At 40.1% G+C, this 22,500-nt stretch carries 19 protein-coding genes; 12 read left to right on the top strand and 7 right to left on the bottom strand.

Features of this window, described 5'->3' with window-relative positions:
* Window positions 1–804 precede the first annotated feature (804 nt).
* Together KSO91_RS03355 and KSO91_RS03350 are read left to right on the top strand one after the other, a co-directional pair.
* Window positions 805–1,860: a porin gene (locus KSO91_RS03355; protein WP_275113895.1), complete on the top strand. Its 1,056-nt coding sequence runs from the start codon at window positions 805–807 to the stop codon at window positions 1,858–1,860.
* Window positions 1,861–1,972: 112 nt separating this feature from the next.
* Complete coding sequence (locus tag KSO91_RS03350) at window positions 1,973–2,740, top strand: hypothetical protein (RefSeq protein ID WP_238741331.1); 768 nt, start codon at window positions 1,973–1,975, stop codon at window positions 2,738–2,740.
* Window positions 2,741–2,798: 58 nt separating this feature from the next.
* On the opposite strand, the gene KSO91_RS03345 is transcribed toward KSO91_RS03350, so the two are convergent.
* The 3 genes from KSO91_RS03345 to nagB all read right to left on the bottom strand — a co-directional run bounded on the left by KSO91_RS03345 (window position 2,799) and on the right by nagB (window position 6,449).
* Window positions 2,799–4,025 carry an ROK family protein gene (locus KSO91_RS03345; protein WP_238741329.1) on the bottom strand — a complete coding sequence of 409 codons (1,227 nt, stop codon included), beginning with the start codon at window positions 4,023–4,025 and terminating at the stop codon, window positions 2,799–2,801.
* Between the two features lie 289 nt (window positions 4,026–4,314).
* A complete protein-coding gene (nagA, locus tag KSO91_RS03340) occupies window positions 4,315–5,463 on the bottom strand; it encodes an N-acetylglucosamine-6-phosphate deacetylase (RefSeq protein ID WP_238741326.1) in 1,149 nt (382 codons plus the stop codon).
* 185 nt (window positions 5,464–5,648) lie between these two features.
* Window positions 5,649–6,449 (bottom strand): glucosamine-6-phosphate deaminase, encoded by an 801-nt coding sequence (gene nagB / locus KSO91_RS03335; RefSeq protein WP_238741324.1) that lies wholly within the window; start codon window positions 6,447–6,449, stop codon window positions 5,649–5,651.
* A 292-nt stretch (window positions 6,450–6,741) separates the two neighbouring features.
* Here nagB and nagE point away from each other — a divergent pair, with 292 nt between their 5' ends.
* From nagE to KSO91_RS03320, 3 genes are all read left to right on the top strand, one after another.
* A complete protein-coding gene (nagE, locus tag KSO91_RS03330) occupies window positions 6,742–8,199 on the top strand; it encodes an N-acetylglucosamine-specific PTS transporter subunit IIBC (RefSeq protein ID WP_238741322.1) in 1,458 nt (485 codons plus the stop codon).
* 361 nt (window positions 8,200–8,560) lie between these two features.
* Complete coding sequence (locus KSO91_RS03325; RefSeq protein WP_238741320.1) at window positions 8,561–8,818, top strand: HPr family phosphocarrier protein; 258 nt, start codon at window positions 8,561–8,563, stop codon at window positions 8,816–8,818.
* Window positions 8,819–9,332: 514 nt separating this feature from the next.
* Window positions 9,333–10,733 carry a ferredoxin reductase family protein gene (locus KSO91_RS03320; RefSeq protein ID WP_238741318.1) on the top strand — a complete coding sequence of 467 codons (1,401 nt, stop codon included), beginning with the start codon at window positions 9,333–9,335 and terminating at the stop codon, window positions 10,731–10,733.
* An 86-nt stretch (window positions 10,734–10,819) separates the two neighbouring features.
* On the opposite strand, the gene modC is transcribed toward KSO91_RS03320, so the two are convergent.
* From modC to modA, 4 genes are all read right to left on the bottom strand, one after another.
* Window positions 10,820–11,896, bottom strand: a complete 1,077-nt coding sequence (gene modC / locus KSO91_RS03315) for a molybdenum ABC transporter ATP-binding protein (protein WP_238741316.1) — start codon at window positions 11,894–11,896, stop codon at window positions 10,820–10,822.
* Window positions 11,893–12,573, bottom strand: a complete 681-nt coding sequence (gene modB, locus KSO91_RS03310; protein ID WP_238741313.1) for a molybdate ABC transporter permease subunit — start codon at window positions 12,571–12,573, stop codon at window positions 11,893–11,895. The genes modC and modB overlap by 4 nt, the downstream gene beginning before the upstream one ends.
* A gap of 72 nt (window positions 12,574–12,645) precedes the next feature.
* On the bottom strand, window positions 12,646–12,873 hold the full coding sequence (locus tag KSO91_RS03305; RefSeq protein ID WP_238741311.1) for a beta/alpha barrel domain-containing protein: 228 nt from the start codon (window positions 12,871–12,873) through the stop codon (window positions 12,646–12,648).
* A 16-nt stretch (window positions 12,874–12,889) separates the two neighbouring features.
* Window positions 12,890–13,657, bottom strand: coding sequence for a molybdate ABC transporter substrate-binding protein (gene modA / locus KSO91_RS03300; RefSeq protein ID WP_238741309.1), 768 nt, complete (start codon window positions 13,655–13,657; stop codon window positions 12,890–12,892).
* 1,124 nt (window positions 13,658–14,781) lie between these two features.
* On the opposite strand from modA, the gene secE reads away from it, so the two are divergent.
* The 7 genes from secE to rpoB all read left to right on the top strand — a co-directional run bounded on the left by secE (window position 14,782) and on the right by rpoB (window position 22,495).
* Window positions 14,782–15,162 carry a preprotein translocase subunit SecE gene (secE, locus tag KSO91_RS03295; protein WP_238741307.1) on the top strand — a complete coding sequence of 127 codons (381 nt, stop codon included), beginning with the start codon at window positions 14,782–14,784 and terminating at the stop codon, window positions 15,160–15,162.
* A 9-nt stretch (window positions 15,163–15,171) separates the two neighbouring features.
* The gene (gene nusG / locus KSO91_RS03290) at window positions 15,172–15,723 is read left to right on the top strand and encodes a transcription termination/antitermination protein NusG (protein WP_238741305.1); all 552 of its coding nucleotides are present in this window, start codon (window positions 15,172–15,174) and stop codon (window positions 15,721–15,723) included.
* Window positions 15,724–15,887: 164 nt separating this feature from the next.
* A complete protein-coding gene (rplK, locus tag KSO91_RS03285; protein WP_238741303.1) occupies window positions 15,888–16,316 on the top strand; it encodes a 50S ribosomal protein L11 in 429 nt (142 codons plus the stop codon).
* A gap of 4 nt (window positions 16,317–16,320) precedes the next feature.
* Window positions 16,321–17,025, top strand: a complete 705-nt coding sequence (gene rplA, locus KSO91_RS03280) for a 50S ribosomal protein L1 (protein ID WP_238741301.1) — start codon at window positions 16,321–16,323, stop codon at window positions 17,023–17,025.
* A 286-nt stretch (window positions 17,026–17,311) separates the two neighbouring features.
* A complete protein-coding gene (gene rplJ, locus KSO91_RS03275) occupies window positions 17,312–17,815 on the top strand; it encodes a 50S ribosomal protein L10 (protein WP_238741299.1) in 504 nt (167 codons plus the stop codon).
* Window positions 17,816–17,855: 40 nt separating this feature from the next.
* Window positions 17,856–18,221, top strand: a complete 366-nt coding sequence (gene rplL / locus KSO91_RS03270) for a 50S ribosomal protein L7/L12 (RefSeq protein ID WP_238741297.1) — start codon at window positions 17,856–17,858, stop codon at window positions 18,219–18,221.
* Window positions 18,222–18,460: 239 nt separating this feature from the next.
* Window positions 18,461–22,495 (top strand): DNA-directed RNA polymerase subunit beta, encoded by a 4,035-nt coding sequence (rpoB, locus tag KSO91_RS03265; RefSeq protein WP_238741295.1) that lies wholly within the window; start codon window positions 18,461–18,463, stop codon window positions 22,493–22,495.
* Window positions 22,496–22,500 lie beyond the last annotated feature (5 nt).

The following is a 22,500-nucleotide window of genomic DNA, read 5'->3' as shown; positions in this document are numbered from 1 at the left end:
ATATTAAATTGTCGACAGAATATGAGAGGTAGGGCGAAGGGGTGTAGTTCATGTTTTTCCAATGAAAAAGAGTTAAATATAAAGCGGTTTTTAATTTAATTCTTTTATATCAGTTGTTTGTTGGCATGTTTAATTTAATTTTGGGGTGTTACTTTTTCGTCTGGCAGGCTGTTTTGAAAATTCCCTTACAAGCTTACACTCCGTTACTTTAATTTGGCGTTTCATTTTAAAATGGAAAAAAGGGGGGTGACATTTTTATTTTTCCAATATCCCGTCATATGTACTCGATATATTGTATGCCTCACACTGATCTTAACTATTTATTCTGTATAAATGCATATATTTCCAATATCAGGGACCTATGTTTAGTTAATTCTCTATGATTATTAATTCCGCGAAATATATCTTTTTTTATTTTTATTTCTGCGTGATGGGTGTCACGTTGTGGTGGTTTTGTTTTGTGATTGATTGGGTTTTCTACGGCTTATTTCTTTTATGTTGTTGTTTTTAATTGGTAAATGCTGCTTTTACTTGGAAATGTGATGTCTGTCTGTTTTTCTCTATATTGAGGTGTTTGAGTGTTGATAATTCGCGGCGCGAATGTAGTATGGGTGACAAGCAAGCAGCGTGGTATTTACTTAGTTCATAAGAAACTAAAAACCAAATTGCTTCTTATTTTTACCTTATTAGCAGCAGTTATTTCGTCTATCTTGTTGCTAATTTAATATCTATTTTTTAATTGAATTTGGCTTCCTAGACAAATAGAAGTCACTAAATACTATGCTTATTTAAAGGAATATTGATATGTTTAAAAAAACACTTTTAGCCGCAGTTTTGACAACGGTTTGTCTCTCCTCTCAGGCCTATCAGATCGGTTTAGATAACGATTTTAATGTTGAAATTTATGGCGTCGCAGCCCTATCTGTCGTTAATTACGACACAGGAGATAATGATAACGGCACAGAATCAGACCAAGGTTTTGTTGTCGAAAATGAATCCCGTATTGGCTTCCGTGCCGGTAAAGCAATGACTGATTCCATCGAAGCGTTTATGCAAGTTGAGTCAGGTTATGTAGGCGGAACAGACTGGGGTCACGGTGGTACACACGGTGGTGTTCTGGGTTTTAGGGACACATTTGTCGGCCTTAAAGGTAATTGGGGTAAAGTACGCGTTGGCCGTGTGTTAACACCATTATATGAAATTGTTGACTGGCCGTTTTCTAATCCCGGTTTAGGCTCTGTATTTGATTGGGGCGGATTAACGGCTCATTACGATCGTCAGTCAAATCAAGTTCGATATGATCAAAATTTCGGTGATGTCGCCTTTGCCGCATCAGTTGGTCGTGATTCAGCTACAGCGGCTACGGGTAATGGTGGCAATGCAACAAAAGGGTCATATTTTTACGCTAGCAGTGTAAAATATACCATTAAAAAAGTAACTTTAATGGGTGCTGTAGAGACAGGCTCTGATTTTAAAGGCGTCGATGGGCAGGACAATTTAACTTATATTGTTGGTTTTGAAGCGGGCCTACCCGGTGGTTTTAGTTTAGCCGGCGCTTATAAAAAAGAAGCTGTTGACAACTTTGTCGGTGAAACCTCAACTTATGATGCTGAACAGGATTCCGTTTCTGTCATTGCTCAATATTGGAATGGCCCACTCGGTGTTAAGCTTGGCTACGCAGCTAACTTTGATGAAAAACACGATGGTTCGAGTCAAAGTGATACTGATTCTAATACTATTTCAGCTCAGGTGATGGGCTCAATTAACGGCTTCGTCCCTTACGTTCGAGTTGCCGGCAGAACGGTTGGCACAGCTGATACAGATGTTGTAACACGCGTCGGCTTAGAGTATGGTTTTTAGCTCATAAATTCTGGTATCTCTCCAGTACTCAGAAGATGCCGGCAACATTGCTGGCATTTCTGTGTTCAGTCTATCAAAGAAATAAACGGCTCTTTTTGGTAAGGAAAATATAATGCTAAAAAAATTTATAATACTGTCATTAGTGACATCGCTCTGGGCATGCTCTCACCTCTCTTCTAGAGGTGATCTTAGCAATGCGGTTGAAAACGTTAATATTAGAGCAACTTATATTGAAGTATTAGGGAAAAAAATAATACCTGATAATTTAAGTGCAGATGGTCACGGCGTATTAGAATCAACTGTGTTTATTACGGCTAATTTTGCAAAAGAAAAAGTAGCCCCTAGCTCTGAATTACAAATGACGTTAGGTTATTTTAAAAATTATAACCCCTATCAGTTTGTTGTTGTTGACGGACGTCGAATAGCGTTGACCGAGAGCCAAGTCGCGACTAGTTTATGCAGTGAAAATTGCGTGACTACGCAATATTTTAACTTTCCACTTAGTAACGAGTTACTATTACAATCTGCACATGACGAGCTGATTTTTGAGTTACAAAATAATAATGGTAATAATAAACTGTTATTTTCAATTCCGGGTGGCTACATAAAAGCGTTACTGCAGAGTTCAGATATCAATACATCGGCTGTTAACAAGGTGCAGAAAAGGGAGCAAGATCCCGTAGTGATCAGTCAACGTTTATTTGTTAAAGCAAGCCCGGATGAAAAAGAGATCTTTACTAAATGGGCATTTGCCAATAGACAAGAGGATATAGCAATGCTTGATTCTGAAAGTCAGATCTTAACTATGCTTGCTTATTGGTTTGATCAGGCAGATAGAGTACAAAAAGCAGAGATATTATCGTGGGTAATATCTCTATAAAAAAGGGCACTTAAAGAATAAAATATTAGATATGGGGGATTGAAATAGGCAGGCTGGCCTAAAGACGTATCTTTTGTAATAAATCGCCCTCATAAATAGCTTCTTTGATGAGTGAAAATGCTGCAATAGTTGAATTTTGCTGTAACTCGGTAGGTACTATTGACAGTTTATTTTGAAATTTTGGTAATGTTTGGTGGGCAACACATTGTTGAATTATTGAAAATAGAGTGTCCCCACTTGCGGTTATTTTGCCCGCGATAATTATTTTTTCTGGATTGAGGATATTAACTAAAACAGCAATCGTTTTTCCCAAATAGGTGGCCGCATCTTCAACTATTTTTTGACATAAAGGGTCTCGATTAGCGGCCGCTTGGTATATGTTTTCTATTGTGAGTGTCTCAGGCGTTATGCAAGTTAAACCGCCGTAATTAAGCGCACTTTGTACTTTTTCAACAATCACATTATCGTTTATTTCGGTTTCTAAACAGCCAAAGTTGCCGCAATGGCATTGTTTACCCGCTGGGTTGGCTTGAATATGTCCAATCTCTCCAATATTACAGTTTTCACCTAACAAGCATTTACCTTGAATAATAATGCCAGATCCTACGCCGTGGTGGATACTAAGTAAAATTGAGTCTAAACAATTCCGTGAAGCCCCAAAGTAGTGCTCTGCTAACGCGAGAGCGCGAGTATGATTCGCAATAAATGTTGGGATATTAAACTTTTTTTCAATGTACTCAACTAATGAAAAGTTATTAAATGAGTAACGCGATGAGTAAATTATTGTGCCCTGTTTAGGATTGATTAAGCCTGCCATAGTGATTGAGATTGCTGATATCTTTTCAGAGAATTGTTTCTTATTATCAATAATAAGCGCTATTTTAGACGTGAGTAGCTCAATAAGGTGCTCATGATTAGTTGATTCCAGACTGTCTTTTTCGTTTGCTAATTCTCTGCCTGATAAATCATAACGGCTTATCGATAATAGGTTGCGACCAATTTTAATGGCTAATACATGAATTGATGAATCATTAGGCGCGAGAGAAATGGCAGATCGTCCGCCTGTTGATGCTTGCCTGGCAGTTTCTCTTATAATCCCATTTTCGAGTAATTGTCGTGTTATTTTAGTGACACTCGCAGGGGCAAGTTTGCTGATATTTGCTATTTTTACGCGAGAAATGGGGGTGTGTTTTTCAATGACTTTATAAATAGCAGCGTAATTTATTTGCTTGATATTATCAATATTTGCAATAACTGAAACTGTTTGTTTATTATTTTGTACCATTATTATTTCACTTTCAATAATTATCCGACAGGCGATGTGGTATTTATGCTGCTTAGAAGTCTCTTTCAAACAGAATGAATGTAGTCTAACAAATATTGGTCATCTATTATGTGTTTTTTATTGCTGCAGAAGGTAGATTATACAATTAGTATTTATATGTACTGACAAAAAATGACTAGAAAAGCTATTTTATATTGACACATATTAAACCACTAAAAATCATTGATAATACCCATATTCTTTGAAAAGTGAGTTTCAAAGAATATCGGTACTGATTGATGAAGCTTGGTTAGCTGTTTTGATAGTATCCGTTAACTACGGTCGCAATGACTTTATAATCATTGTTAAAAATGGTGAGGTTTGCAATTTTATCCGCTTCAATGCTGCCCAATTTGTTTGCTACTGAAATAGCTCTTGCAGGGTAAAGCGTCGCCATACGGATAGCCTCTGATAGTTCAATATCAGCAAATTTAACACATTTTTCTATGGATTCGATCATCGTTAGGGCGGATCCTCCGAGTGTACCGTCTTGCCTGAAACATTTCCCTTTTTTGTAGTAAACGGTCGTGCCAACAAAATCAAATTGGTCTATGTTTGCGCCCACGGGAGATGTTGCATCAGTGACTAATATCAGCTTTTCACCTAGAATTTTTTTAGATATGCGCACATTTGGATAAGCCACATGAATACCATCAACAATAATGCCTGCATAGATTTGATGATCATAAATAGCACCAATAACGCCGGGTTCTCTGCCGGTCATAGGGCTCATTGCATTAAATAAGTGGGTTGCAAACGTTGCGCCATTATCAATGGCCGCTTTTGCTTGTGCATAAGTGGCATTGCTATGGCCTATCGACACGACAATACCTGCGTCATTGAGTTGCTTAATGACTTCAAGAGGCGAGTTTTCAGGTGCTATTGTCACTTTTGTTACAATATCGGCATTGGCGCAGATAAGATCAACCATTTCCTGATCTGGTTTTCTAATAAACTCAGGACGGTGAATGCCTTTCTTTTCTAAGCTAATAAACGGGCCTTCCAGATGCAGTCCTAATACTTCGTTAGCTGTTTTATCTATGAAATTTCGAGCGACCTTAAGTGCCGCTATGATATCGGCATCTGATGAAGTGATAAGTGTTGGTAAATAGCTTGTACAGCCTGATTTTAGATTGGCCGCCTGCATTATATTAAGTGTTTGCTCAGATATATTTCCATTAAACATGACGCCGCCACAGCCATTAATCTGCAAATCGATGAAGCCGGGACAAAGATTAGCGCCATTGAGGTTGATCATTTTGGTGTTCGCATCTAATGCTGAGATTGGTTTAATACTTTTAATTTTATCATTTTCGATAACAACAGCGTGATCAGTTAAAATCGCTTGTGTTGTGTAAATTGTACAATTTGTTAGTGCATACATAACAAATTTCTCCATATCAAGGTTTCCTACTTAAATGCTGTAAAGGTATGCTTTACTTCAACATAAATAAAGCAACAAGAATAGTTCATAGCGATCTGTATAAATATGATACTTGATTTTACGCACTCAAATTTACGCTAGCGAAGGCTTTGATTACACATGGCAGCTAATACCTTGCTATCGTGAAATTATTTGTTTAACTATATATTACCGATATTGTCGCTTTCTAATTCAGTAAAATATTTAAGCGTTTTCACTTTAAGTTCCATCGTAGAATCTGAGTCACATGCAATCAGCGCTTTGGGATGAAGTTGTAATGCAGAAACGGTCCATAAGTGGTTTAGACAGCCTTCAACGGCCGCTTTAACTGCTAACGCTTTGTTGCTGCCTGTTACCAAAATTAATATCTCAGCCGCTTCTAGTAAAGTACCCACACCAATTGTTAATGCTAATTTAGGCACTTGATTAACATCATTATTGAAAAAACGTGAGTTAGCGATGCGTGTGTCGGGTGTTAATGTTTTAACTCGAGTGCGAGAAGCGAGTGAAGATGCTGGTTCATTAAATGCAATATGACCATCTGTACCAACGCCGCCCATAAACAGGTTGATTTTACCATAACTTCTAATCTTTTCTTCATAACGTAAGCATTCAGCTTCTAAATCATCCGCAAGACCATTTAGCAAATTGATATTTTTTGGTTGAATATCGACGTGATTAAAAAAGTTGTTATGCATAAAGCTGTAATAGCTTTCTGGATGAGAGGGCTCGAGGCCAACATACTCATCCATATTAAATGTAACGACATTTGCAAAACTAACGTCACCAGCTTGGTGAAGTTCAATCAAACGTTTGTAAGTTTCCAGTGGAGTACCACCTGTCGGCAAGCCTAAGATGAATGGTCGATCGGCTGTTGGTGAAAATTTATTGATGGTGTCTGCAATATAACGAGCAGACCAAAGACCTACAGTGGTTGCATTATTAAGAGGTATTAAGCGCATGGTTTTCTCCAAGTAAAGTGAATATTAAATATGGGTATTGCATCATTAATTTGTAGTGTAAATTAAGATTGCATAAAATGCCATATGAAAGGAGTAAATAAAAAATATAAAGCGATCTAGCTCACAATGTAACCTATATTGATTTGCGCCAAGCCGTAAAAGCTTTAAAGTTTACTGCGGGATTTGTGGTTTTCCACCGAATTTATAGAAAACATTTTTTAAAATGAGGTTTGAACTGCGGATAATAATCATCACGAAATAAGTGCGTTGTGTAATCTTTAGGAGAGTTAGTATGAACATTCTTGGTTATTTTCAAAAAGTCGGTCGGGCCTTAATGGTGCCTGTTGCAGTTCTTCCAGCGGCTGCAATTTTAATGGGTATCGGTTACTGGATAGATCCCGCTGGTTGGGGCGGTGATTCTGCGTTAGCTGCTTTTTTAATTAAAGCGGGAGCGGCTGTTATTGACAATATGTCAGTATTGTTTGCCGTGGGTGTTGCTTATGGTATGTCTAAAGATAAAGATGGTGCGGCTGCACTTTCTGGTTTAGTTGGCTTTTTGGTTGTAACTACATTACTTTCCCCCGGAGCAGTGGCACAAATTCAAGGTATTGATCCTTCACTTGTGCCATCCGCATTTTCTAAAATCAACAACCAATTTGTTGGTATTTTAGTCGGTATTATATCTGCCGAGCTTTACAATAAATTCTCTAGTGTTGAATTGCACAGTGCATTAGCGTTCTTCTCTGGACGTCGTTTAGTGCCAATTGTCGTTTCAGTCGTTATGATCGTTGTGTCATTTATACTGATGGCTATCTGGCCTGTTATCTTCTCTGGACTACAACACTTCGGTGAAACAATTTCTGGAATGGGTGAAGTTGGGGCGGGTATCTACGCATTTTTTAACCGTTTATTAATCCCTATTGGTCTTCACCATGCTCTTAACTCTGTGTTCTGGTTTGATGTTGCAGGTATTAACGATATTCCTAATTTCCTAAGTGGTCAGTCTGGTATCGATGCCGGTACAGCTATCATCGGTAAGACAGGAATGTATCAAGCTGGTTTCTTCCCCATCATGATGTTTGGTCTTCCTGGTGCGGCTCTTGCTATCTACAGAGCAGCTAAACCTGCAAATAAAGCCAAAGTTGCATCTATAATGTTAGCCGCAAGTTTAGCTTCTTTCTTTACCGGTGTAACTGAGCCTCTTGAATTCTCATTTATGTTTGCTGCTCCATTGCTTTATGTTATTCATGCAGTATTAACGGGCGTATCAGTATTCATCGCTGCATCAATGGGATGGATGGCTGGTTTTGGTTTCTCAGCAGGTCTTGTGGATATGGCTCTTTCTTCGCAAAACCCACTTGCAGTTAAATGGTACATGCTTATTGTTCAAGGTGTTGCATTCTTCGCAATCTACTACTTCGTCTTCCTCACAGTCATTAGACGGTTAGATCTTAAAACACCTGGTCGTGAAGATGATGCAGAAAATGTTTCCAATATCACTGGCAGCCAAGACGCCGGCGAACTCGCGACTCAGTATGTTGCAGCGCTTGGTGGAATTGCTAACCTAGAAGTCATTGATGCTTGTATCACTCGTTTACGTTTGACACTTAAAGACCGTAGCGTAATCAATGAAGCTGAGCTTAAAAACTTAGGTGCGATGGGGGTTGTTAAGTTAGGTGAGAATAACTTGCAAGTCATTATTGGCACTCAAGCAGAAAGCATTGCTACTCGCATGAAGGCTATTAAATAAGATAACTTAGAATAGTCTGCAAAAGCACTCCGAGCAGTCGGAGTGCTTTCTTTATGTCTAAAAGCGAGGGATCTTTTGTAAGAAGTAAATGACCTCATTGAGAGTGAGCACTTATAGGCACAAATCCCAAATTGCTGGGTCGATAACAGCATGTTGGCCTAGCAAATGTTTTATCAGTTATTAGCATACTTAAATTGCCTGCCTTAACATTGAACTTAAACAGTAACTATTCAGAGTTATTTATTGAAGGAATCATTTTTTGCATTGATGGCATTGCTAAGCAATTTTATTAGGCATGTTTTAGCTCCTTAAAGACAGCAATAAAAGTATTCATAAACGTACTATTAATAAAGGTGTTTCTATGTATCAAAAAACAGTCACTATCACAGCGGTCAATGGCCTACATACTCGCCCAGCGGCTCAATTTGTTAAACAAGCTAAATCTTTTGCATCTGACATTTCTGCTGAAGTCGGAGGTAAATCGGCCAGTGCTAAAAGCCTATTCAAATTGCAAACGTTAGGTTTAACTCAAGGCACAGCGGTGAATATCAAAGCTGAAGGTGCGGATCAACAAAAAGCAGTTGAAACGTTAGTTGAGCTAATGGCGACGCTTAAATAGTAATATCGCCATGATACCTCAAGATGTTATATCTGGATTCAGTTCGGAGAGCATAATAAGGCCCTGCATGAAGGCATTTTGAGAGATTAACTAACCTCAGTTCTGGATAATGGAAGCGAAATTAGATTAAATATCAAAAAGTTAAAAAACATATTATACAGTGCTGTTAGTTTTGCGTAGTTCAAGGCGAATCATCGCAGCAATAACTGGTTATTGCTAGATGATTTAACGCAGAAATACGCGTAAATAACGGTACTGTATCGTTTAGCTTATCCAGAATTGAGGTTAACTACGTTAATCCTCTATCGGCAGGCGTAAGACTACTGCTTGTCGAGCTGAGTCCTCGTAGGGCAAGGAAGACCGCACTCATCTACGTGGTTATAACATGTTAATGTTGAACCGCTATATTTCATCATATTTCCTCCATAATAAATGCCTTTATAGTAGATACAATAAATCATCAGCGCTATGCTTTGCATGAAAAAGGTAAGCACACAATTATTAAGGAAAGCCAATGAAGCGCATTAAGGCAATAATTCCCATTGTTTTTATCTTCTTAACCCTACTTTGGTTTACATCTGAAGACTTTGCTCGGTTAACGTGGTCCTATTTTTCTATTAGAGGATTTATCATACAGTACAGCGGTATTCTTGCTATTTCTGCAATGAGTATTGCGATGATATTGGCTGTACGATTAAATCCGCTTGAAAAGTTTACCCAAGGGCTAGACAAATCATACCGATTGCATAAATGGTTAGGGATCAGCTGTTTGATAGTGGCTGTTATTCATTGGTTTTGGGCAAAAGGCACAAAATACATGGTTGCTTTGGGGCTATTAGAAAAACCAAGCCGAAATGGAAATGTTATTGGAAGTGGTCTTGGCGAGGGGCTCGGTAACGGTCTTCACAATGGTGCGGGGCTTGGTAATGGCAGAGGTTCGCCCGATTTAACAACAATCAAAGGTGTGTTTAGCAGTCTACGTCATTTAGCTGAATCGGTCGGTGAATGGGGATTTTATTTACTTGTTTTGCTGATTATTATTGCATTGCTAAAGTCTATTCGTTATTCCAAATTCTTAAATACACACAAAATCATGCCTGTGGTGTATTTGTTGTTTGCCTTTCATACCATTATATTGACCAAGTTTACCTATTGGCAAGCTCCTATCGGCTGGGTTATTGCCATTTTAATTGCGGGGGGCTGTTGGGCCGCTATTTACAGCCTGTGTGGCAGAATAGGTAAGCAGAATAAGGTCCAAGGTAAGATAGAAAAATTTCACTTCTACAAACATAATCGGGTCTTAGATATTACCATTAATACACAACAAAGTTGGCGAGGTCATCATCCTGGGCAATTTGCATTTGTGCAATTTAAAGGTGAAGAAGCGCATCCTTTTACAATTGGTTCGGTTAAGAATGTCAGTGGCCGTATTCGTTTTCAGATTAAAGGTATTGGTGATTTCACTAACAACCTTAACCAAAATTTAAAAATAAATGATGAAGTGATAGTGGAAGGCCCCTATGGTTACTTCAATTTCAAATCGAAAACTAACCGGCAAATATGGGTGGCTGGGGGCATTGGCATCGCTGCATTTACCGCTCAAATGGAGAGCTTGGCTGAAAACCCACAGTTAAAAGCAGTTGATCTGTTTTATTGTACACAATGCCCTGATCGTGATTTTATCGAATATATACAGACGCTAGCCAAGCAAGCTAATGTTAATTTCTATTTGATGGACACTAATGTTGATGGTTTCTTAACGGCGGAGCATATTTGCGACGAAGTGCATGGCTGGGAAAAGGCTGACATTTGGTTTTGTGGCCCGAGCAACTTTGCTAAAATTTTACAGAATCGTTTTGCGCAGTTGGGGTTGAAAGGCAATAGTTTTCATAATGAATTATTTGAGATGCGTTAAGTCTGTCCTCTTGTACTCATATGAAAAATACTCCGGAACGGGTTTTCAGCTTGACCTACGCATTGAGTTGCCTTTTCCCTCTCAAATTAGAGCACTGCGACTGATTTGACTTGTGCCCAAATAGGAGTCCCAAGCTTTAGTTGTAGTCGATTAAGGGAGTAGTTGGAAATTTGAGCCAATAACTTTTGTCCCTTGGCCAACTCCAGAGTGACAAGGCTCTCTCCCTTTTGTTGTCCAGCATCGATACGTAATACCTGTCCCTGAAATATATTTAAAATGCTCGAGTGAGATGGTTTTTGCGTACACAAGCTCACATCGCTGGCATAGAGCCGACAGCGAATCGGACTCTCTAGCGGTAATGGACGAGGGGTTAATCTTAAGGTCAGCTCATTAGCGGTCACTTCTGTCATTAAATCCTCGTGCTGGGCGGTAACTCGTCCTTCAAATAGGGTACTGGCGCCATCAGCAAATAATTCAGCAAAACGTGGATCAACCATGATCTCACTTATTGCACCAGAACAGATATGTTTGCCTTGATCTAGCATTACAATGTGATCGGCTAATCGCACTACTTCATCAGCTGCATGACTAACATATATCACCGGGATCGACAGCTCACGATGTAGCCCTTCTAAATAGGGCAAAATCTCGCGTTTGAGTCGCTGGTCTAATGCCGACAGTGGTTCATCCATTAAAAGCAATTGAGGAGATCGCAATAGTGCTCGAGCAATTGCAACCCGTTGTCGTTCGCCGCCAGAAAGTGCCGCTGGAGGTCTTGATAATAATGGACCAATGCCGAGTAATACAATGACCGAGTCTGGTTCAATCTTACGCTTTTCTTTGGCTAAGCGGTTTAAGCCAAATTCAAGATTTTGTTGCACATTGAGATGTGGAAATAGGCTCGCTTCTTGAAACACATAACCAATCTCACGTTGATTGGCGGGGATAAAAATCCCTTTAGATTCATCTTGCCAAACTTTGTCACCAATCTGGAAAAAACTATTGGGTAAACGTTCTAAGCCCGCTATCGCACGTAAACAAGAGGTTTTTCCGGAGCCAGATGGCCCAAATAGGGCCGTGATACCTTTACCGGGTAAAATGAAGTCAACATCTAGCTGGAAGTCACCGCGATCTACTTGAAAACTGGCTTGTAATTGACTCATGCCATACTCCTCTTAGCTGCTTTTTGATTGACTAGATAGACGATTAGTAAAGCTAAAAATGAAAAGATGACCATACTGCCAGCGAGCCAATGTGCTTGGGCATATTCCATGGCCTCCACATGGTTGTAGATTTGTACCGACAATACGCGAGTTTTACCTGGAATGTTGCCGCCAATCATCAAAACCACCCCGAATTCACCAATGGCGTGGCAGAATCCCATCACCATTGCGGTAATAAATCCTGGACGTGCTAAGGGGATGACAACATTCCAGAAACAGTCCAAAGGCGAGGCACCCAAGGTAGCGGCGACTTCCAATGGTCGTTTACCAATCGATTCAAAGGCATTTTGTAGTGGCTGAATGACGAAGGGAAACGAGTGAACGGCGCAGGCAATGGCAATGCCAGTAAAACTAAAAGGTAATATTCCCAGTCCCAATATGTCGGATAGTTGTCCGATAGGGCCGTTGGGACCCAGTAATAGCAACAAGTAAAAACCCATCACAGTGGGCGGTAGCACCAGTGGAACCGCAAAGAGGGCACTAATAACCGGTTTATAACGTGATTGAGTTTGCGATAACCACCAAGCGAGTGGTGTGGCCACCAAAAACAAAATTATGGTGACCACTGAGGCCAGCTTAAGCGTGACCCATACTACGGTTAAGCTTGTTTCAGACATTGATGTCTCCTTGCTCGAGCGTTTGTACTAACTGATAGCTGGCCGTAGCGAATAACAGCATGGTTGCCGCTCTCATCCACTCACCTGAGTGTTTAAACACTTCACTTGTAGCCCTTTAAAAATGAGAAGACGAGCTATCTTTTTTACTGCACAACAGCACAAATCATAACGTGCACTCAACTTAATACGGCCGAGTCGCGCCTCTGACCGCAAATCAGAGGTACTAAGATCGCCCTGTGGTAGGTCTTCTTGGTATAAGGCAAACAAGTGCTGATCACCCAACATAATTTCGTTGATCATAAGTCAGCTCTTGGTTTTAGATTTTATAGCCAAATGAGCGAATTGTTCGTTTGGCAGGTTCACTTTGTAAAAATTCTAATAAGGATTTAGCCACATCATTGCTTTCACCTTGGTTTAATAGCACTGCGTCTTGTTTTAGGGCTCGATGCAGGTTAGAAGGAACTAGCCAAGCACTGCCTTCAGTGATTTTACCCTTCTGATAAACCTGAGATAAGGCGACAAAACCACAAGAGACGTTTTCGGAGCTAATATATTGATAGGTCTGCCCAATATTATGCCCTTCAACAATCTTTGGCTGCGCTTTTTCATACATATCCAATTTCTTTATGGTATCGATTGTCGCTGCACCATAAGGAGCATTCTTAGGATTCGCAATGGCAATGTGCGCGACCTGAGAAATGGCATCGATAAAATCTTGCTGGGTTTTATAGCCGCCGTTTTTCGACCAGAATGCTAATTGCCCTTGGGCATAGGTAAAATGAGAACCGTTAACGGCTAGTTTTTCATTCTCTAGGGCTTTTGGACGGCGTTGATCAGCGGCTAAAAACACTTCAAAAGGAGCGCCATTCTTAATTTGCGCATATAAAGTACCCGTTGAACCAGCTGAAAGCATGACCCTATTTCCTGTCGCTTGTTCAAACTCTTTTGCTAATTGCAACATAGGCTTATAGAAGTTAGAAGCCACTGCCACTTTTACCTCTCCTGCCTGTGCTAGGCCAGCTGCTGATAGCAGTGTGATCATCATTATCCATTTAAAGTCGGTCATATTTATTACTGCATCCATTTTCTAATCAAAAGGGCGATACGTTAGAGCCATATTTGTTGTGCTATTTACGCTATTGTCGATGTGTTGTTGTTAATATAACGACAATGGCGGAATAGTTTACATTATCACCAAGGACTAACATAAATAAAAACACATAAAAAACAATAAGTTGGATTTGTTCTAAGTGTCTATTCATAACCTGAAAGCTTTCAATACAGAGTCTTCTGCTAGGCTACGTTACGGATTTGCAAAGATAAGGCCAACTTAATAGATTAGAGACCCCCGTCATTCTCGTACGGCTTAGCCCCTTTTGTTGCTCGCCATTACTTTAAGTTATATATGGACACGCCTTTCTATCAAAAAACACCATTATGGTTAATGTGATCTGTAAGCTAATTGATTGAAATACTTATTTTATATCTTATTCTGTTGTAGGTGGATAACTCTTTTATTGTATTTTTCTTAGATTGCTTCGATTGCTATGATCATTCTCATTCTCTATTTTCACAACCTGTTAATGCTGTGTTTTCGCGTGCAGAGCTTGGATTTTGGTCATTATCCTGGACCTTCGCAGAGAATGCCGCTGGCCCATTACTGACAACTGCAGAAGAAGCACAGCATTTCTGTTACTCTGTTTATATTAGAAAGTCACCGCGCCAATATTCAGCAATTGTGTTGCTTTATGGCGAGTTTCACTAATATTCAATTTCAAAAAGATATTCACATGGCCAGTTTTCTTCTGTTTTTGTGCGTGTTTGGATGAATGTGTTAACAATAAATTTAAATTAAGTCTTTATTTTTCATGACTTTATAGGGTTATTGAAATAAAGGGATCAAGCTATGCTTGCTAGTCAGATTTTCACTGGCTGCCGCAATTAGCTGCATATTATTCCCTTTTTGCGAAATTCAGTTTGCTTAATTCAAATTACGCGTACTAAATTTTTATAAAAAGTCAGGATTATAGCGTTACAAAGTGTTTAAAAATCCTTATACTTACGTGCTTCATTTTTAGGTGCTGGTGATGGGACTGATTTTTACCGCTTTGCACTCCTCACTTTTTCCTTTTGAGTGAGATCGTTTTACCCTCCATTAGAGATTGTTTGGTTGGTATTATTAATTATTAACAGTGGATACAATGAGTTATGAGCACAAAAAATACTGAAAATACCACAAGCTCACTGGACGGGCTTAAATGGGGTATCACAATTTTATTATTAGCAGCAATTATTGTTGGTAATTATATCTATGGCGAAAGTTTACATATTGTTGCGCGAGTAGGTGTGCTTTTGCTTTTAGCTGCACTTGCTGTATTCTCCGCTGCAATGACTGAAAAAGGCAGAATCTTTGTCGATTTCGCTAAAGAATCACGTTTAGAAGTACGCAAAGTAGTTTGGCCAACACGTCAAGAAACAATACAAACAACATTGATTATCCTCGCTGTATCAACAATTGTTGGTTTGGTTTTGTGGGGTCTTGATGGTGTTTTTGTTCGTGTTGTTGAATTTATTACAACAGCAATTTAAGGGTTTAATATGTCAGAAGAAGTACAAAAAAAGAGATGGTATGTTGTACAAGCTTTTTCAGGTTATGAAGGGCGAGTTCAGAAAACATTAATCGAGCATATTAAATTAAACGAAATGGAAGATTATTTCGGCGAAATTCTTGTCCCAACTGAAGAAGTTGTCGAGATGCGTGCTGGTCAAAAACGCAAAAGTGAACGTAAGTTTTTTCCAGGATATGTACTCGTAGAAATGGCGATGAATGATCAGAGCTGGCATTTAGTGAAAAGTATTGATCGCGTAATGGGCTTTATCGGCGGAACAAAAGAACGTCCTGCGCCTATCTCGCAAAAAGAAGTAGATAACATTCTTAATCGTCTGCAAGAGTCGCATGACTCACCACGCCCAAGAACACTCTTTGAAGCGGGTCAAATTGTGCGTGTGACTGAAGGTCCTTTTGCTGACTTTACGGGTACGGTTGAGAAAGTTGATTATGATAAAAGTCGCCTAAAAGTATCTGTTTCTATTTTTGGTCGTGCAACACCTGTTGACCTTAATTTCTCTCAAGTAGAGAAAGATAATTAATCTTTGGCTTACAGATTAAATGAGCAAACGCTATTAAAGGTTAAAAAAACAGCAAAAGTTCTTGTGAATGGTCGCATATTATAGATATAATATGCGGCCCTTTTTAATCGGGAAGCTAAATTCATTTGGAATTAGCGTTACACCCAAATATAGGTAGTAAAATCATGGCTAAAAAAGTACAAGCGTATATTAAGCTGCAAGTTTCAGCTGGCGCGGCGAATCCGTCACCACCAGTTGGTCCTGCACTTGGTCAACACGGTGTTAATATTATGGAATTCTGTAAAGCATTTAATGCACGCACAGATTCTATGGAAAAAGGCTCACCAGTACCTGTTGTAATTACAGTCTACTCTGACCGTTCTTTCACATTCGAAACTAAGACATCTCCTGCATCTTTCTTACTTAAGAAAGCGGCTGGTATCAAATCTGGTTCTGCAGTTCCTAACAAAAACAAAGTGGGCAAAGTAACTACAGCTCAACTTGAAGAAATTGCTAAAACTAAAGAAGTTGATTTAACCGGTGCCGATCTTGATGCGATGGTACGTTGTATAGCGGGTTCTGCTCGTTCAATGGGTCTGGAAGTAGAGGGATAATACCATGGCTAAATTATCAAAACGCATGAAAGCTATCCGTGAATCTGTTGACGGAACTAAAGAATACGAAATCAATGAAGCTGTTGCACTGATTCAAAAATTAGCGACGGCTAAATTTGCTGAAAGTGTTGATGCATCTATCAATCTAGGTATTGATTCTCGTCGTAGTGACCAAAATGTGCGTGGTGCAACTGTACTACCACACGGTACTGGCCGTAATGTTCGTGTTGCTGTCTTTACTCAAGGTGCAAACGCAGAAGCGGCTACAGCTGCTGGTGCGGACATCGTTGGTATGGATGATCTTGCTGCACAAATCAAAGCAGGCGAAATGAACTTCGACGTAGTGATTGCATCTCCAGACGCAATGCGTGTTGTTGGTCAACTAGGTCAGATCTTAGGGCCACGTGGTCTAATGCCTAACCCGAAAGTTGGTACTGTAACCGCTGATGTCGCGACTGCTGTTAAAAATGCAAAAGCGGGTCAAGTACGTTACCGCAACGACAAGAATGGTATTATCCATTCTACTATCGGTAAAGCAACGTTCACTGCAGAACAAATTAAAGAAAACCTAGAAGCATTATTGGTTGCGCTGAAAAAAGGCAAACCATCAGGTGCTAAAGGTCAATTTATTAAAAAAGTTAGCCTATCTTCAACTATGGGTGCAGGTCTTAAAATCGACCAAGCATCACTTAGTGCTACGGTAGTTTAATTTTTTAATACCCATTTCCATTTTGATTTATTGGAATAGGATGTGGGTATACAGGGCGATAAATTATCTGTATAATTCGTCGCCTTACTTTGGAGGGCCTTAGGTCCCTTCCGAGACCGTAGGTGCTGATAGTGATATTGGCTTAATTTCCTACGTAGATGGTGCCGGACCCCAGAAAGAATTATTCTACCTGGATCCGATTACCGAAATAGTGCCTCATTTCCTAAATGGGATATGAGGGTGTTTATCTGGGGTAAAATCCAGTGTAATCCAGGAGTAAAACCAAATGGCATTAAGACTCGAAGACAAGCAAACTATTGTCACAGAAGTCAATGTAGCTGCTAAAACTGCTCTGTCTGCTGTTGTAGCCAATTCTCGTGGCGTAACAGTGGGTGCAATGAATGTACTTCGTTCAAAAGCCCGTGCAGAAGGTGTTAATTTACGTGTAGTACGTAACACTTTAGCGCGTCGTGCACTTGAAGGTACAGACTTTGCATGTTTAATAGAGTTGTTTACTGGTCCAACTATCCTTGCATTTTCAAACGAACATCCAGGAGCTGCTGCTCGTCTTTTAAAAGACTTCGCAAAAGCAAATGAGCAGTTTGAAATTAAAGGACTAGCATTTGAGGGCGAATTTATTGACGCTGCTCAAGTTGACCGTCTAGCAACACTACCAACATACAACGAAGCAATTGCGAAACTGATGGCGACTATGAAAGAAGCTGCAGCGGGCAAACTTGTTCGTACACTGGCTGCAATTCGCGACCAGAAAGAAGAATCTGCAGCGTAATTGCTGTAATACTATCTAATTTTATAATAGGAATTGACTCATGTCTCTTACTAAAGACCAAATCATTGAAGCAGTTGCTGCATTATCAGTAATGGAAGTTGTTGAATTAATCACAGCAATGGAAGAAAAATTCGGCGTGTCTGCAGCTGCTGCAGTAGCTGGCGTTGCTGGTCCTGCTGAAGCTGTTGAAGAACAAACTGAATTTGACGTTGTAATGACTGCATTCGGCGAAAACAAAGTTAAAGCAATCAAAGCTGTTCGTAGCGCTACAGGTCTTGGCCTGAAAGAAGCTAAAGACGCTGTTGAATCTTGCCCAGTAGTGATTAAAGAAGCTATCTCTAAAGCAGATGCTGAAGCACTTAAAGCTGTGTTAGAAGAAATCGGCGCAACAGTTGAACTTAAATAAGTTATATTTTATAACTTATTAGCCATGTAAATGGCATTGGCTGGTGATTTTTTAATCACCGGCCTTTTTGCGCTATAGGATGCCGTGATTTTTCATTATTTTTTACGGGGTCGGACACTAAAGGTGATGTTATATAACGCATCATTAACACCAAAATAATGTTCGCCGTTGTCTAACATTATCAGTCTAATAATAGACTTAGGCAGCTATGATCACTTATCAGCGAGCAAAGGAACCACATGGGTTACTCTTATACTGAGAAAAAACGTATTCGTAAGGATTTTGGTAAACGTCCACAGGTAATGGAAAAACCATACCTGTTGTCGATTCAACTAGATTCATTCAAACGATTCATTGAAGTTGATTTAACTGGAGAAGTTGGTTTAGAAGCAGCTTTTAATAGCATCTTCCCAATCGCCAGTTATTCAGGCACATCAGAACTACAATATGTCAGCTACCGTTTAGGTGAGCCGGTATTTGATGTCAAAGAATGCCAGATCCGTGGAGTAACATACTCTGCTTCAATACGCGTGAAATTACGTCTTGTTATTTATGATCGTGATGCACCAGCAGGCACGGTTAAAGATATTAGAGAACAAGAAGTTTACATGGGTGAAATGCCACTCATGACTGAAAACGGTACTTTTGTAATCAATGGTACTGAGCGTGTTATCGTTTCTCAATTACACCGTAGTCCTGGTGTGTTTTTCGACCACGATAAAGGTAAAACGCACAGTTCTGGTAAAGTTCTTTATAACGCGCGTGTAATTCCATACCGTGGTTCTTGGTTAGACTTTGAGTTTGATCCTAAAGACAACTTATTTGTCCGTATTGACCGTCGTCGTAAGCTGCCTGCAACTATCATGCTGCGCGCGCTGGAGTACTCGACACAAGAAATTCTTGAAATCTTCTTTGATACTACGAAGTTTAAGATCAAAGATGGCAAGATCACCATGGCATTAATCGCAGAGCGCTTACGTGGTGAAACTGCGTCGTTCGAAATTATTGCTAATGGCACCGTTTATGTTGAACAGGGTAAGCGAGTAACCGCTCGTCATATCCGCCAGCTAGAAAAAGATGGTATTGACAATATTGAAGTGCCACTTGAATACCTTGAAGGTAAAGTTGCCGCAAAAGATTATATCAGCCCAGAAACGGGTGAGATTATTGTTAACGCAAATGATCAGTTAACGGCTGAACTCCTTGCTGAGCTTTCGCAGTCCGGCTTTAAAGAGTTTGAAGTTATTTACACTAATGAACTTGATTGTGGGTCATTTATTTCAGATACATTACGTGTTGACTCGTCAACTAACCGTATTGAAGCTCTGGTTGAAGTTTATCGCATGATGCGTCCTGGTGAGCCACCAACAAAAGACGCAGCAGAAGGGTTATTCCAAAACTTATTCTTTGCTGAAGAACGTTACGAACTATCTAAAGTAGGCCGTATGAAGTTCAACCGTCGAGTCAATATCGAGGGTGATGAGGGATCGGGTATCTTATCTAAAGACGATATCTTAAGTGTCATGAAAACACTGATAGATATCCGCAATGGTAAAGGCGAAGTGGATGATATCGATCATCTTGGTAACCGTCGTATCCGTTGTGTTGGTGAAATGGCTGAAAATCAATTCCGTGTTGGTTTAGTGCGTGTTGAGCGTGCGGTTAAAGAGCGTCTATCATTAGGCGACCTTGATGCTACCATGCCTCAAGATCTGATCAATGCAAAACCTATTTCAGCTGCTGTTAAAGAGTTCTTTGGTTCATCACAACTGTCTCAGTTTATGGATCAAAATAACCCGCTTTCAGAAGTAACACATAAACGTCGTATCTCAGCGTTAGGACCTGGTGGTTTAACACGTGAACGTGCTGGTTTTGAAGTACGTGACGTACATCCAACGCATTATGGTCGCTTATGTCCGATTGAAACGCCAGAGGGACCGAACATTGGTCTAATTAACTCACTGGCTACTTTTGCGCGTACTAATGATTACGGTTTCTTAGAAACACCTTACCGTAAAGTTGTTGACGGCAAGCCAACCGAGCAAGTGGAATATCTTTCTGCTATCGAAGAAGGTTCATTCGTCATTGCACAAGCAAGTGCAAGTGTTGATGAAAAAGGCTTACTGAACGAAGAGATGATCCCTTGTCGTCATAAAGGTGAGTCTACCTTTATGAGTCCGGCGGACATCGATTATATGGATGTATCACCACAACAGATCATCTCTGTTGCGGCGTCGCTTATCCCGTTCTTAGAACACGATGATGCTAACCGAGCTTTAATGGGCTCAAACATGCAACGTCAAGCAGTGCCTACGTTACGTGCTGATAAACCACTTGTTGGTACAGGCATTGAACGTCGTCTTGCTATCGATTCAGGTGTTACCATTATCGCTAAACGTGGTGGTTTAGTTGATTATGTGGATGCCTCGCGAATTGTTGTTAAAGTTGATGAAAACGAACTCCTTCCTGGTGAAGCGGGCATCGATATCTATAACTTAACGAAATACACACGTTCAAACCAGAATACTTGTATCAACCAAAAGCCGACTTGTAAACCTGGCGAGCCAATCGTTAAAGGTGATGTGCTTGCAGATGGCCCATCAACAGATATGGGTGAGTTAGCGCTTGGTCAAAACATGAAAATTGCTTTCATGCCTTGGAATGGTTACAACTTCGAGGATTCAATCCTTATTTCTGAGCGTGTTTCGCAAGAAGATCGTTTTACTACTATCCATATCCAAGAGTTCTCGTGTGTTGCACGTGAAACTAAATTGGGTTGTGAAGAAATTTCTGCGGATATCCCGAACGTTGGCGAAGCGGCCTTAAGCAAACTTGACGAGTCAGGTATTGTTTACGTTGGCGCTGAAGTTAAACCAGGTGATATTCTAGTTGGTAAAGTGACACCAAAAGGTGAAACACAGCTAACACCAGAAGAAAAACTATTACGCGCTATCTTCGGTGAAAAAGCGTCTGATGTAAAAGACAGCTCGCTGCGTGTATCTGCTTCTACATACGCAACGGTAATAGACGTACAAGTCTTTACCCGCGATGGTGTTGAAAAAGATAAACGTGCACTAGAAATTGAAGAGATGCAGCTAAAAGCCGCTAAGAAAGATTTAACTGAGAAGTTCAAAATCTTAGAAAATGCGATTTATGAAAAAGCATTAAATATTCTTATCAGCTCAGGTCAAGATGAAGCGCGTCTACTGCAGATGCCTCGCGCACAGTGGTTAGAAGTGCTGATCGATGATGAAACTAAGCAGTCTTATTTGGATCAAATCGTTGCTCAATACGATGAAATAAAAGCTGATTATGATAAAGAGTTTGATCTTAAACGTCGTAAAATCACCCAAGGTGATGACCTGGCACCAGGCGTGCAAAAGATAGTTAAGGTTTACTTAGCTGTTCGTCGTCGTCTGCAACCAGGTGATAAAATGGCCGGCCGTCACGGTAACAAAGGTGTTGTCTCCAACATCGTTCCCGTTGAAGATATGCCGCATGATGAGTTTGGTGTCCCTGTTGATATCGTACTTAACCCGCTAGGTGTACCATCGCGTATGAACATCGGTCAGATTCTTGAAACACATTTAGGCCTTGCGGCTAAAGGTGTGGGTGAGAAACTTGAGCGTATGATTAAAGAACAACGCGACGTTGAAATCGGTAAAGTGCGTGAATTTATTCAGAAACTTTATTCTTTCGGTGATGCTCCTTGCCATGTTGACCTTAATGATTTCGATGACGAAGCGGTACTCCGCCTTGCTAAGAATCTTTACAAAGGTTTGCCAGTAGCAACTCCTGCATTTGATGGCGCACATGAAAGTGAAATTCGTGAGCTATTACGTCTTGCTGATTTACCAGAATCAGGTCAGTTAAACTTAATTGACGGTCGTACGGGTATCCCGTTTGAGCGACCTGTTACTGTAGGTTACATGTATATGCTGAAACTGAACCATTTGGTTGATGACAAAATGCATGCACGTTCAACAGGATCTTACAGTCTTGTTACTCAGCAGCCGCTTGGTGGTAAAGCTCAGTTCGGTGGCCAGCGTTTCGGTGAGATGGAAGTATGGGCGCTAGAAGCTTATGGTGCGGCTTACACGCTTCAAGAGATGCTTACGGTTAAATCGGATGATGTTAATGGTCGTACTAAGATGTATAAAAACATCGTAGATGGCGATCATAGAATGGAGCCAGGCATGCCTGAATCTTTCAATGTATTGTTGAAAGAGATCCGTTCATTAGGCATCAATATCGAGCTCGATGAAAGTAATTAAGCATT

Source organism: Psychromonas antarctica (genome assembly GCF_022267535.1).
GTDB classification, from domain to species: Bacteria; Pseudomonadota; Gammaproteobacteria; order Enterobacterales; family Psychromonadaceae; genus Psychromonas; species Psychromonas antarctica.
The sequence above is the reverse complement of the archived record's forward strand: the minus strand, read 5'-3'. Positions and strand labels throughout refer to the sequence as shown.

What these genes read in the sequence shown, in the direction of transcription:
- nagE (WP_238741322.1), top strand. Translation starts at nt 6,742, where the DNA reads ATGAACATTCTTGGTTATTTTCAAAAAGTCGGTCGGGCCTTAATGGTG.
- rplL (WP_238741297.1), top strand. Translation starts at nt 17,856, where the DNA reads ATGTCTCTTACTAAAGACCAAATCATTGAAGCAGTTGCTGCATTATCA.
- KSO91_RS03355 (WP_275113895.1), top strand. Translation starts at nt 805, where the DNA reads ATGTTTAAAAAAACACTTTTAGCCGCAGTTTTGACAACGGTTTGTCTC.
- rplA (WP_238741301.1), top strand. Translation starts at nt 16,321, where the DNA reads ATGGCTAAATTATCAAAACGCATGAAAGCTATCCGTGAATCTGTTGAC.
- KSO91_RS03325 (WP_238741320.1), top strand. Translation starts at nt 8,561, where the DNA reads ATGTATCAAAAAACAGTCACTATCACAGCGGTCAATGGCCTACATACT.
- KSO91_RS03345 (WP_238741329.1), bottom strand. Translation starts at nt 4,025, where the DNA reads ATGGTACAAAATAATAAACAAACAGTTTCAGTTATTGCAAATATTGAT.
- KSO91_RS03320 (WP_238741318.1), top strand. Translation starts at nt 9,333, where the DNA reads ATGAAGCGCATTAAGGCAATAATTCCCATTGTTTTTATCTTCTTAACC.
- rpoB (WP_238741295.1), top strand. Translation starts at nt 18,461, where the DNA reads ATGGGTTACTCTTATACTGAGAAAAAACGTATTCGTAAGGATTTTGGT.
- modA (WP_238741309.1), bottom strand. Translation starts at nt 13,657, where the DNA reads ATGGATGCAGTAATAAATATGACCGACTTTAAATGGATAATGATGATC.
- modB (WP_238741313.1), bottom strand. Translation starts at nt 12,573, where the DNA reads ATGTCTGAAACAAGCTTAACCGTAGTATGGGTCACGCTTAAGCTGGCC.
- KSO91_RS03350 (WP_238741331.1), top strand. Translation starts at nt 1,973, where the DNA reads ATGCTAAAAAAATTTATAATACTGTCATTAGTGACATCGCTCTGGGCA.
- modC (WP_238741316.1), bottom strand. Translation starts at nt 11,896, where the DNA reads ATGAGTCAATTACAAGCCAGTTTTCAAGTAGATCGCGGTGACTTCCAG.
- nagB (WP_238741324.1), bottom strand. Translation starts at nt 6,449, where the DNA reads ATGCGCTTAATACCTCTTAATAATGCAACCACTGTAGGTCTTTGGTCT.
- nusG (WP_238741305.1), top strand. Translation starts at nt 15,172, where the DNA reads ATGTCAGAAGAAGTACAAAAAAAGAGATGGTATGTTGTACAAGCTTTT.
- KSO91_RS03305 (WP_238741311.1), bottom strand. Translation starts at nt 12,873, where the DNA reads ATGATCAACGAAATTATGTTGGGTGATCAGCACTTGTTTGCCTTATAC.
- rplJ (WP_238741299.1), top strand. Translation starts at nt 17,312, where the DNA reads ATGGCATTAAGACTCGAAGACAAGCAAACTATTGTCACAGAAGTCAAT.
- rplK (WP_238741303.1), top strand. Translation starts at nt 15,888, where the DNA reads ATGGCTAAAAAAGTACAAGCGTATATTAAGCTGCAAGTTTCAGCTGGC.
- nagA (WP_238741326.1), bottom strand. Translation starts at nt 5,463, where the DNA reads ATGGAGAAATTTGTTATGTATGCACTAACAAATTGTACAATTTACACA.
- secE (WP_238741307.1), top strand. Translation starts at nt 14,782, where the DNA reads ATGAGCACAAAAAATACTGAAAATACCACAAGCTCACTGGACGGGCTT.